General features: G+C 63.1%; 9 protein-coding genes. 8 read left to right on the plus strand and 1 reads right to left on the minus strand.

Annotated elements, in window-relative coordinates; genetic code table 11:
• Positions 1–2 precede the first annotated feature (2 nt).
• The 3 genes from BR47_RS0103915 (at position 3) to BR47_RS0103925 (ending at position 3407) form a co-directional block, all read left to right on the plus strand.
• A complete protein-coding gene (locus tag BR47_RS0103915) occupies positions 3–1115 on the plus strand; it encodes an NDMA-dependent alcohol dehydrogenase (RefSeq protein WP_029118648.1) in 1113 nt (370 codons plus the stop codon).
• Between the two features lie 117 nt (positions 1116–1232).
• Positions 1233–2615, plus strand: a complete 1383-nt coding sequence (locus BR47_RS0103920; protein ID WP_029118649.1) for a WS/DGAT/MGAT family O-acyltransferase — start codon at positions 1233–1235, stop codon at positions 2613–2615.
• 126 nt (positions 2616–2741) lie between these two features.
• Positions 2742–3407 carry a TetR/AcrR family transcriptional regulator gene (locus tag BR47_RS0103925; protein ID WP_029118650.1) on the plus strand — a complete coding sequence of 222 codons (666 nt, stop codon included), beginning with the start codon at positions 2742–2744 and terminating at the stop codon, positions 3405–3407.
• Between the two features lie 81 nt (positions 3408–3488).
• On the opposite strand, the gene BR47_RS0103930 is transcribed toward BR47_RS0103925, so the two are convergent.
• Complete coding sequence (locus BR47_RS0103930; protein ID WP_177127338.1) at positions 3489–4910, minus strand: wax ester/triacylglycerol synthase family O-acyltransferase; 1422 nt, start codon at positions 4908–4910, stop codon at positions 3489–3491.
• Between the two features lie 419 nt (positions 4911–5329).
• On the opposite strand from BR47_RS0103930, the gene BR47_RS29625 reads away from it, so the two are divergent.
• The 5 genes from BR47_RS29625 (at position 5330) to BR47_RS0103955 (ending at position 11893) form a co-directional block, all read left to right on the plus strand.
• Entirely contained in the window at positions 5330–7117 is a 1788-nt protein-coding gene (locus BR47_RS29625; RefSeq protein ID WP_051634592.1) for an AMP-dependent synthetase/ligase, read from the plus strand.
• Entirely contained in the window at positions 7114–8397 is a 1284-nt protein-coding gene (locus BR47_RS29630) for a PucR family transcriptional regulator (RefSeq protein ID WP_051634593.1), read from the plus strand. The genes BR47_RS29625 and BR47_RS29630 overlap by 4 nt, the downstream gene beginning before the upstream one ends.
• A gap of 438 nt (positions 8398–8835) precedes the next feature.
• A complete protein-coding gene (locus BR47_RS0103945) occupies positions 8836–9588 on the plus strand; it encodes an MlaE family ABC transporter permease (RefSeq protein WP_036426750.1) in 753 nt (250 codons plus the stop codon).
• A gap of 9 nt (positions 9589–9597) precedes the next feature.
• On the plus strand, positions 9598–10452 hold the full coding sequence (locus tag BR47_RS0103950) for an ABC transporter permease (RefSeq protein ID WP_029118653.1): 855 nt from the start codon (positions 9598–9600) through the stop codon (positions 10450–10452).
• A gap of 4 nt (positions 10453–10456) precedes the next feature.
• Positions 10457–11893: an MCE family protein gene (locus BR47_RS0103955; RefSeq protein WP_029118654.1), complete on the plus strand. Its 1437-nt coding sequence runs from the start codon at positions 10457–10459 to the stop codon at positions 11891–11893.
• Positions 11894–11906 lie beyond the last annotated feature (13 nt).

Below are 11906 nucleotides of genomic sequence, written 5' to 3' on the forward strand. Positions count from 1 at the left end.
GAATGACAAAATCCAAGGCGGCAGTCGTCTTCGATGTTCCCGGCAAGTGGCAGGTCGTGGACGTCGATGTCGATGAGCCGCGGGCCAACGAAGTGCTGGTTCGATATGTCACCGCAGGCCTGTGCCACACCGACGATCACGTCACCAAGGGTGACTTGCCGTTTGGACATTTTCCTAGTTGCGGAGGTCACGAGGGCGCGGGAGTCGTCGAGGCGGTTGGGCCCGGTGTTCGTGGGCTCGAAGTCGGCGATCATATTGTCGCAGCGTGGATTCCCGGATGCGGTCGTTGCAAGTGGTGTGCGGCGGGAATGCAGAACCTCTGCGACAACGGCGCCCTGATGATGGCCGGGACCCAAATGGACGGCACGTACCGTATGCATCACCACGGCCAGGACGTCGCCCAGATGTCCATGGTGTCTACATTCTCGCAGTACAGCGTCATCCCAGAGGCAGCTGCGGTGAAGATCGACCGCGACATTCCACTGGAGGTTGCTGCCGTTGTCGGTTGCGGCGTGGCAACAGGCTGGGGCTCGGCAGTCAACGCTGCCCAGGTGCGGCCAGGTGATGTCACGATCGTGATGGGTGTCGGCGGGATCGGTATCAACGCGGTACAGGGCGCCAGACACGCCGGCGCGGCACGCGTCATCGCTGTTGACCCAGTGCCGTTCAAACGACAGAAAGCTCACGAGTTCGGTGCCACCGACGCTGTCAGCGACATGGCCGAGGCGGCTGAACTTGCCCGTGAATCGACCAACGGTCAAGGCGCAGATTCGGCAATCATCTGCGTGGGCCTGGTGACACCTCGGGATGTCGGAACAGCCCTTTCTGCTATTCGTAAGGCGGGCACGGTGGTAGTCACCAGCATGGCCAGATTCGACGCGAACCACATCTCAGCGAATCTCATGGAGCTGACGTTCTTTCAGAAGCGAATTCAAGGAGCTTTGTTCGGGACGATGTCCCCATCCAGTGCGACGCCATTCCTACTGGGCCTGTACCAGCGCGGTCAGCTGAAGCTCGACGAATTGGTGACACGTCGCTACACCCTGGACGAAATAAATCTGGGATACGAGGAGATGCATGCCGGGCTGAACGTACGGGGCGTCATTGACTTCTAGGATGTGCTGTCACGCTGAGGGCCGGGCATGCGGGCTCAGATCCCGTCGACGCCCGGATTCGAAGGCCGTCCCACCTATCTCGGAGTTGATGACCGGTCAGCAGAAGGAGATCGGCGCTTGAAGCGGCTCGGCGGATTCGAAGCGATGCTGCTCTACAGCGAGACTCGCAACCTGATGCAGCACACGATGAAGATCGGCGTACTCGATGCAAGCGAGTGCGATGTCGCATTCACGCCAGACCTGTTCCGAGACAGATTGGCCCGGCGGCTGCACCTGCTGGATCCGTTCCGCTACCAGCTCGTCGACATCCCGTTCAGGATCCACCGCCCAATGTGGGTCGAGAATGTCGACGTCGATCTCGACTACCACGTGCGTCGGTACTCGATCAATCCGCCCGGCGGCCCACGTGAACTCGACGCCGCGATCGCCGACATCGCCAGTACGCCACTTGACCGGCAACGGCCGCTGTGGGAGTTCCACCTGGTGGAGGGCCTGGCCGACAACAAAGTCGCCATCGTCGGCAAGATTCACCACGTACTTGCCGACGGGGTCGCATCAGCCAATCTCCTTGCGCTGGCTCTCGATGAGCAGGCGATGATTGAAGGTGAGGCCAACCTCGTACCGGTGAATCCGCCACCATCCGGGCCGGAGCTGGTCAAAGCGGCCGTTCGCGACCATGCTCGACAGCTGGTCGGCGTGCCAGATCTGTTGCGCTACACCGCCGATGGCATCAGAAGCGTGCGCCGCAACAGGCGCATCGTTCCCGGTTTGGCCCGCACCTTCGGTGCCCCCGTCACATTCCTCAACCACACAGTGGCACCCACCCGCAGCTTCGCCAGTGCCACACTGCCGTTGGCTGATGTGAAGTTGACCAGCAAGGTACTCGGCGGCACCATCAACGACCTGGTCCTGGCGATCGCCACGGGCGCCCTGCGCGCGCTACTCATCAAATACGACGGCAGCGCAACCGAGCCGCTGCTGGCTCTGGTACCGCGCAGCCTGAACAATTCACCGGAGCGAATATTCGGCAACGATTTCGCCACGATGATCGTGTCACTGCCGGTCCACGTCGGCGACCCCGTAGAGCGAATGCGACTGGCGCGCGCCGGAGCCGCAATCGCCAAGTCCAATCACGAGGCGCTCGGCCCCGACATCGTCAACCGGTGGGCCGACTATATTCCGGCCTTCCTGGCCAGGCCGGTGCTACAGCGTCTATCGACGCGCGAGTCGCATAACCGAATGGCGAACGTGTCGATCTCCAATGTTCCGGGCCCACGGGAGCGTGGGACGGTGATCGGCGCCCCGTTGGAGCAGATCTATTCGGTGGGGCCGCTGACCCCGGGTAGCGGCATCAACATCACCGTTTGGAGCTACGTCGACCAGCTGAGTATCTCGGTGATCGAGGACGGCGTCACAGTCGAGGATCCCCACGTGATCACCGATGCGATGCTGCACGAGTTTCGGGTGCTTCGCCGCGCCGCCGGGCTAGAGGACAGTTGATGGCATCGCGTCGGCCCGATGGGGCTCCATACGCCGATGATCTTGCCCAATTCAATGCGCCCCCGTCTCGCGAAACACGCGGCGCTAGACTAGGCCGTGCGTACGGTCTAGAAGCGGGAGGCATGAGTGCCAAGAGCCGTCGGAAGGCGGGACGACATCCTGGCAGTATTCATCCGGAATGTCTCCGAACGTGGTTACGAGCGAACGAATCTCGGCGACATAGCCGAAGAGCTCGGCATGTCGAAAGGCACGATCGTCCACCACTTCGGGACGAAGGCTCAGATGCTGCGCGAACTCGAAGAGTGTTATATGCGCCGTCAGCTTGACGCGGTTCACTCGATCTGGGATCACTTGGACAAGCCCCAGGAACGTATCGCTGCGGTGATCTACGCATCAGCCCTGTTGCACGTTGTGGCGCGCGACGCCACGGTCGCCAGCCAGCGAGAAGTTGTGCAGCTCGCCGATGACCCGGCCATGCAGGAAGTCCGCAAGTTGCGCGGCGAGCTGCAACAGTTGACTCTCGGTGAAGTCATCCGCGGCATCGAACTCGGCGTGTTCCGTGCAGTCGATGCCGAGATCGCGAACCTCCAGATGTGGGGATCGATGCAGTGGCTGTGGGTGTGGTTCGACCCCGACGGCTCGTGGTCGGCACAACGGGTCGGCGCCGGATTCGTTGATGTCTGCGTGGGCGGGCTACTCACCGACCGTCTATGTTTGGCGGCACTCGCGGATCCGAATGGCGAGATTGCGAAACTCGTCGAGGATTGCCTTACCAATGTCGGCGATCGATAGCAGCTTCGGCGCTGGCGGGTTACCCGATGTCGCTGTAGGGACAAACTGCCGAACTTGATTGGCGCGGACCGCAATAGCGCGTCAGATGCCCAACGACTCCTCGGCTTCGTCAAGTGCGTCCATGAGATAGACCGACAGTCGCTGGGGGTGCGGGATGGTGTCCGGGCAGGCTGTGAAGGTGAAGCACAGCTGATCGACCCAGCTGGTCACGGCGACGATCAGCGCCTGGCCGTTGCTGATGACCGTAGTCGCGTGCAGCGCTTCGGCCAGCGCGCCGTTCCAATACACCGGCACGTTGATACCGGGGACGTTGGACAGGGCGACGTTGAACATCGGCAGCAAGTTGCCGGTTCCCGTCACGGTGGTCAGCAACGAGGGTGTGAGCATCAGGATGCTGTAGTTCATCGCGTCCGATTTCAGGCCCAGCAGGTGGTCTTTGCCGGCGCGGGTGGACGCGACGACCCGCCGCGCACGTTCACCGATGTCGTCGACATCGGTAGCGAGGTCGGAAAAGATGAAGCTGATGACGTTACCGGCGGTGTCCGCCTTCGTCGGGTCCACGGTGGCGCGCAACGATGCGAGCACGCCCGCGACGAGCGACCGGTCCGGCAGGGCATCCAGTTCGGTGAGGTAACGCTTGAGCGCTCCGCTGAAAACCGTTGCGATGGCATCGTTTAGCGTGCCGTCGATGCGCTTGGCGATCGCCTTCATGCGCGCCAGTTCGACACGTTGAGTGGAGATGCGCCGGCGCTGGGTGATCTTGCCATTCAAGATCGTCCGAGGGGGATTGTAGGGCGCGACGAGCCCATCGCCGGTACCGGTTGCGGCGGCGATTGTGGTGCGCGTGGCGCGGCCGATCGCCATGGCCGATTCGGCGGCGCGGCCGATTGCCCCCGGAAAATTCGACGGAGTGAGCCCGGATTTGCCGAGCGTGGTGGGCGTGGAATTCGACTCGTCAGCGCCGTTCGCGGCCGCGGATGGCCGCGGCTTCTCTTCGGCCTCCATCGCCCACATTGGTGGTGTGCCGGCCTCGGTGGGATCGTCTGACAGCCAGTTTCGAATCATCTTTACCGCGCTCATTCCGTCGATGAGCGAATGGTGCATCTTCATGAACATCGCGAAGCGACCGTGCTCCAGCCCCTCGATGAGGTGGACTTCCCACGGCGGGCGATCGAATTCGGTCGGGTGGGTCGCCAGCCGGGAGACGACAAGCGCGAGTTCCAGCTCACCGCCCGGCTGCGGTAACGCCGAATGTCGGAAGTGGTAGTCGAGCTCGATGTCCTCGGGTGGCAGCACTTCCCACGCCGGGGCGACCTTGTCTACCAGCGACTTTGACAGTCGCCAGTTGAAAGGGTCCGCGGTGACGGGGAAGCTGCGTAGGTGCGTGGCGAGGCGCTGCATGTAGTCGGGCGGCGATCCGTCGGGGATGCGGAAGATGACCAGGGCCGTGCCATGTTGCGGCGACTCATGCCGCTCCATCCAGATGAAGCCCGAGTCGAGCAAGGTCATCCGCTTCTTCATGGACATCTCCTCAAATCGTCATTCAAGCGAGGCGCCGTTGTGAGGGCACGTTGCGGCGCAGCTGACCGACCAGATCGCACAGCCCGCTGTCAAAAGCCGATCCGCTGGTGGCGCAGCAAACTTCGGGACTCGCTGGGTGGGAAGCATGCAGAAAGGCCGCTCCCCGCCTGCGGCCCTCTGCTCGCTCGGTCCTGAGGCCAGTGCGTTGCGAAGTTGCAAGTCAACGCTGTGACTTGGTCGTCCTCTTGCGCTTGATGTGGTGATCATCGCACAATGGGCAGTGTGACTGTACGTGCGGTCGGTGTCAATGTGCAGGTCTCGCAAATCAACCGGCCTCCCATCGCAGGGCGGAACCGTATGGCCTCGAGTGGTGACGCCCGAATCTCCCGAGAAGGGAACTCATGACAGTCGACGGTTCCGTCGCTCCTGCCAAAGTGATTGATCAGCTTGAAGTTTCGAGCTTGTGCGAGGCATTCCAGCGGTCTGCCGGCGCCGATCCCGACGCGGTTGCCCTACGCACAGCGGGTGGGGAGGTCGAGATCACCTGGCGGGAATACGCGGCGCGGGTTGAGAGCCTGGCGCGCGGACTGGCCGCGTTGGGTGTGGGGCGCGGCGACACCGTCGCCTTGCTCATGACCAACCGCCCGGAATTTCATATCGTGGATGTCGCAGCAATGCATCTGGGTGCGACCGTATTTTCGATCTACAACACGCTGACCGCAGACCAGATCAGGCACCTGTATACGAATGCTGGCAATCGCGTCGTCATTTGCGAAGCGCAATACGTCGACGTAGTTCGTGCAGCCGCCGACGGAACCGGGGTGGAGCACGTCATCTGCATCGATGGCGCACCGGAAGGCGCGGCGTCGATCGAGGACATCGAGGCGACCGGCGATGCCGACCTCGACTTCGAGGCCAGCTGGCGGTCAGTGGAACCCGGCGATGTGTTGACGTTGATCTACACGTCAGGAACCACCGGTCCGCCCAAGGGCGTCGAACTCACCCACGGCAACATCCTCGCCTGCATGCGGTCGGCGCGGGCGATGGGGGTCACGCCGGGCGCACGGCTGATCTCTTACCTCCCGTCCGCCCACGCGGCGGACCGCTTTTACGGGCATTACCTCGGCCTCGTGTACGGATCGCAAATCACGTCGGTTGCCGACGCGCGCACGGTTGCGGCCGCGCTGGCCGAGACCCATCCCACCGCGTGGGTGGCGGTGCCGCGAATCTGGGAAAAGCTGGAAGTGGCGTTGCGAGCCAAGATCGCCGCCGAGTCCGATCCAGCGCACAAGCAGGCCATGGACTGGGCGCTCGATGTCGGTATGAAGAAGGTCCGGGCCGAACAGATTTCGTTCCGCGGCGAGGGCCCGGGCCCCGACGACACATTGCTGGCCGAGTACGCCAAGGCGAAGGAATCGGTGCTCACACCGCTGCGGGCGGCCATGGGTCTCGATCAGGTGAGTTGGTGTATGTCTGGTGCAGCGCCCATCGCGCCGGAGTCGCTGGAATTCTTCCTGGCGATCGGCGTCCCGATCTGCGAATTTTGGGGGATGTCCGAAATGCTCGGCGGCACGCTGAACCCGCCGGGCCGACCCAGACTGGGCACCATTGGACCACCAATGCCCGGTGTGGAGCTGAAGCTTGCTGAGGACGGAGAGATCCTCATCCGCAGTGACATGGTCATGAAGGGGTACCGCGGGGAGCCGGAGAAGACCGCCGCGACCTACGACGCCCACGGTTGGCTACTCACCGGTGATATCGGCGCGATCGACGATGACGGTTACGTCCGCATCATCGACCGCAAAAAGGATCTCATCATCAATGCGGGTGGCAAGAACATGTCGCCGGCCAACATTGAGAACGCGATCAAGGGCTCGTGCCGCTTGATCGACCAAGCCGTTGCCATTGGTGACCGGCGCCCGTACAACATCGCGCTGCTGACACTGGCCGCGGATGCGTTGGGAGGCCGTCCGGTTGATGATCCGGACGTGGTCGCGGACGTACGGGCCGGCATTGACCGGGCGAACGACAGGCTCGCGAGGGTAGAGCAGATCAAGCGTTTCCGAATCTTGCCAGGCGAATGGGAACCGGGTGGCGATGAGTTGACGCTCACCGCGAAGCTCAAGCGCAAACCGATCGCCGAGAAGTATGCCGATCTCATCGAGGAGATCTATGAGGAGGCGCGATGAGAGTCGTCGGGCCTTCAGCGGCCAATAGCGAGGCCGGCGCCGTTCCCGGCGGGATCGGCGCGTTCGCGAAGGCGTATCGGTCGTCAACGCCCGCGGAGCGGGCAGGCCGGGATGGCACCGAAGGCGTGGCGAGGGGCGTGTGCGTTGTGACGGGCTCGCGCGAGGCGGCGATCGAGCAGTTGTTCGCCGACGAGGTGGCTCTGGCTGAGCGAATCGCGGGCTTGGTGCTGTCGCACATCGATGGGTATCGACCCCTCGATGTGAACGTCGTCATGGCGGCGGGGGCACTGGTATTACACAGCATACTTTCGGCGCTGCGGGATCAGCGGCGTCTGAGTGCGCGCGAGCGGGCAATTCTGCGCGCCCACGGTGAGTCCCGAGCTCGGCAAGGTGTGACGCTCGACGATATACATAGCGCGTCGCGGCTGACCACCCGTGAATTGGTGGATCAGGTGGTCGCGGCGTGCGACGACGACGGACTCGCTATCGGGCTCGTCCAGGAGATGCTGGATCTGGTCGATGAAGCCACTCTGGCTTACAGTTGCGGACATCGGGACGCGGAACGCGCCGGCGCCCGCGGGGACGATCAACGGCGCGGGGCCTACGTCCGTGGCCTGCTCTCTGGTGGCCTGGATCCCGGCGATATTCGACTGGGTGCCGAACGTTACGGACTTGACGTAGAGGCACGGTATGTCGCATTCCGTGCGGACGCTGCCGGCGGGGCCGCTGTCGATCAGCTGGAAAGTGCGCTGCGCCGTGACTCCCGGGTGCACCGTGTGTTGGTGACTGAGCTCGACGGAGATCTGGTCGGTGTGCTGTCCCGCGCGCCGCGTGTTCAGGTTGAATTTGCGATCGGATTCGGCCCGCTGGAGCGGCTGTCCGACCTTGAGCGGTCCTACCGGCTGGCCACCCGGGTGATGACAACGGCGAGGTGCTTGCAGTTGACGGGCGGGCATGACCTCGACACGCTTGGATTGTCGGTTGCGGTCACCGCCGACCCCGACATCGGCGAGCACTTCCGTCACCGATTCGTCGATCCGCTAGGTCAAGGCGAGTCTGCGCGGGTGATTGTCGATACGGTGTGGCGGTATATCGAAGTTGGGATGCGCATTGACGTCACCGCTGAAGCCCTTGTGGTGCACCCGAATACCGTCCGATACCGGATCGCCCGGTTCGAGGAGTTGACGGGCGTTGATCTTCGCAAGCCGCACTGCGCGTTCCAGGTCTGGTGGGCGATCCAATACGCGCACATTCTGGCATCGCCTGCGGCGGTGGTGTAGAGGATTCTTGCGGCTTGCCAAGCGTTCGGCGCGCCGCTGTTGAGTAGTTCCTTTCCCGGACAGGTGATTCCGGGTTCGCCCAAGTGGCGCATCTGCGTTCGCCCGCGGGCGGCTACACCATCGAAAATGACGTTAGGAACCAACGGTTTTCGGGCACTCGGTGTCTGGCTCGGTGCATCTTCACAGGTCAGTCGCTCGGCGCCAACGACTTTGGATTCATACCCAACATGGTTGCCGATTTCTTGTCTCTGGCCACATTGTTCCCCTGCGGCCGGGGCATCACACTTGGCCGGATACTTGCCGGAAGTGCGTCAGGCGTGAGTGCTGTGCAAGGACGGAGGACGTTGCGTCAGTGGTGTTTTGGTCGAGAACGACTGTGCGGTTGATCAGCCGACGTTGGCAAGAAAGAGAAGGAACGCGGTGGCAACCCCAAGTGTGATGACCAAACCGCTCGGCGCGGTCGGCGAGTTCTTTGCCATGTCCTTGGACACGTTGGTGGCGATGTTCCAGCCGCCGTTCGCTTGGCGGGAATACGTCCTTCAGACGTGGTTTGTGGCACGGGTTTCCGTACTGCCCGCGCTGCTACTGACGATGCCGTACTCGGTATTGCTGACATTCACCTTCAACATCTTGCTGAACGAAGTCGGTGCCGCGGATTTCTCGGGTACGGGCGCCGCGATCGGGACGGTGAACCAGATCGGCCCGATCGTCACGGTGCTGGTGGTCTCCGGCGCCGGCGCCACCGCGATGTGCGCCGACCTCGGCGCCCGCACCATCCGCGACGAACTGGACGCACTACGCGTCATGGGAGTCAATCCCATTCAGGCGCTTGTTGTTCCGCGCGTCCTGGCCGCTACGACCGTCGCCTTGGCGCTGTCGGCGACCGTCACCATCGTCGGCCTGACCGGTGCGTTCCTCTTTTGCGTCCAGGTACAACATGTCTCGCCAGGTGCATTCGTCGCCGGTCTGCCACTGCTGACCGGGATGGCGGACATTGTCGTTTCGCTGGCGAAGGCGACGTTGTTCGGTCTGGCCGCTGGCCTGATCGCCTGCTACAAGGGAATCTCAGTGGGTGGTGGTCCGGCCGGTGTGGGAAACGCTGTCAACGAGACGGTGGTGTTCACGTTCATGGTGCTGTTCGCGATCAACATCGTCGTGACGGCCGTCGGTATCCAATACACGGTCTCGTGAGGTGGCGTGATGACCGTTAACACTCCCAGCCGGCAATTCGAGCGGCTGCGTAGATCGGGCGAGAATATCGTCCGCGGGTGGAACCGCGTCGGTGAAGAGGGCGAGTTCTACTACAAGGCCGTCATGGCAATCCCGGAAGCGGTGATTCGCTACCGCGCCGAGTTACTGCGACTCATCGCCGCAATGGGATTGGGCACCGGCGCTCTCGCGATCGTCGGCGGAACCCTCGTGATTGTCGGCTTCCTCACCATGACCACCGGTGCTTTGGTCGCGGTCCAGGGGTACAACCAGTTCGCTTCGGTCGGCTTCGAGGCACTCACGGGGTTCGCCTCGGCGTTTTTCAATGTCCGGCTCATCGTGCCCGGCACCACTGCGGTCGCATTGTCGGCAACTATCGGAGCCGGTGCCACTGCTCAGATCGGCGCGATGCGGATCAACGAGGAGATCGACGCGCTCGAAGTGCTCGGCATTCGCAGCATCACCTACCTGGCATCGACCCGGGTACTCGCTGCCATGGTCGTGGTGATCCCGCTGTACTGCGTGGCGATCATGATGGCGTTCCTGGCATCTCGACTAGGCACGACGGTGATCTACGGTCAGGGATCCGGTGTATACGACCACTACTTCAATACTTTCCTCAACCCCACCGACCTCATCTGGTCCTTCGTCCAGTGCGTGGCGATCACCGTGGTGATCATGTTGGTACACACCTACTTCGGTTACACCGCGTCGGGCGGCCCGGCCGGTGTGGGCGAGGCCGTGGGCCGGGCGGTTCGGTTGTCCATGGTCATCGCCGCGACAGAAATCGCGTTCATTTCGCTGGCCATCTACGGCCAGTCCGGCAACTTCAATTTGGCAGGTTGACGCGATGCAGCGAATGCCGGGAGATCGAAGCCTTCCCCATTGGGTCTGGGCCACGCTCATGTTGTCGGTGGCCGTTGTGTTCGTGTGCACGACGTCGGCCATCTTCGCAGGCACCTTCAAATCATCGGTGCCGGTAACTGTGACCGCGGACCGCGCGGGTCTGGTGCTCGAGAACAACGCCAGGGTCAAGCTGCGCGGTGTGGAGGTTGGCAGGGTCAGCTCCATCGACACCGGAAAAGGCGGGGCGCGTTTGCAATTGGAGCTCGAACCCGGCCAGGTCCGCTACATCCCGGCGAACGTAGAGCCGCAGATCAACGTCACCACGGCATTCGGTGCCAAATTCGTCGACCTTGTCATTCCTCGGAATCCGAGCCGTGCCCGGCTGTCTGCCGGCGCCGTCCTGCGGTCGACAAACACGACACCTGAAATCAACACCGTTTTCGAGAATGTCGTCAAGCTGCTCGACATGGTCGACCCGGCGAAGCTGAACTCGGTGCTCACCGCGGTGGCGGATGGTGTCCGGGGTCAGGGCGAACGGATGGGGCAGGCGACCACCGACCTGAACCAGGTCCTCAAGGCGCTCAACGCCCGCAGCGACACCATCCGTGAGGACTGGCGTGCCTTCAAGCGCTTCAACGACACCTATGCCGCAGCGGCTGACGACATCGTCGCCATTCTCAACGCGGCCAGCACCACCAGCAAGACAATCACCGATAACTCGACGGCACTGGACAGCCTGCTGCTCAACGCAGTCGGCTTCGCCGACGCGGGAACCAATCTGCTTGGCACCAGTAAAGACAGCCTGGTGCAGACGGTGAACACACTCGAACCGACGACCAGCCTGCTGCTGAAATACAGCCCCAGCTACACCTGCTGGCTGCAAGGGGCGAAATGGTTCCTTGACAACGGCACATCGGTCTTCGGCGGCGCCGACGGCCGGTCGCTGATTCTCGACGTTGCGCTGCTCGGTGCCAACGACCCGTACGTTTACCCCGACAACTTGCCCATCGTCGCTGCCAAGGGCGGGCCAGGCGGCAAGCCAGGCTGCGGCTCGCTGCCGGATGCGACCAAGAATTTCCCAGTGCGACAACTGATCTCAAACACCGGCTGGGGAACCGGGCTGGACATTCGGCCCAACCCTGGTCTGGCACACCCGTGTTGGGCGGACTACTTCCCGCAGACGCGGGCGGTGCCGGAACGGCCTACCATCCGCCAATGCCTGCCGGGACCTGCCATCGGCCCGATCCCATACCCGGGGGCACCACCGTACGGAGCGCCGCTCTACGGGCCCGGGGGAGTACCGCTCTGGCCGGGAGTGCCGCCCGCTCCGCCCAATCCGGCAGATGCGCTGAAGGCGCCGGCACCTGCCGACGCCGGATCTCCGCCGCCCGCCGAACCCGGCCCACTGCTGCCTGCCGAGGCCGGGGCACCGACACCATGACCGTCGCACGAAA

Origin of the sequence: Mycobacterium sp. UNC410CL29Cvi84 (assembly GCF_000686745.1) — a bacterium.
GTDB classification, from domain to species: domain Bacteria; phylum Actinomycetota; class Actinomycetes; order Mycobacteriales; family Mycobacteriaceae; genus Mycobacterium; species Mycobacterium mucogenicum_B.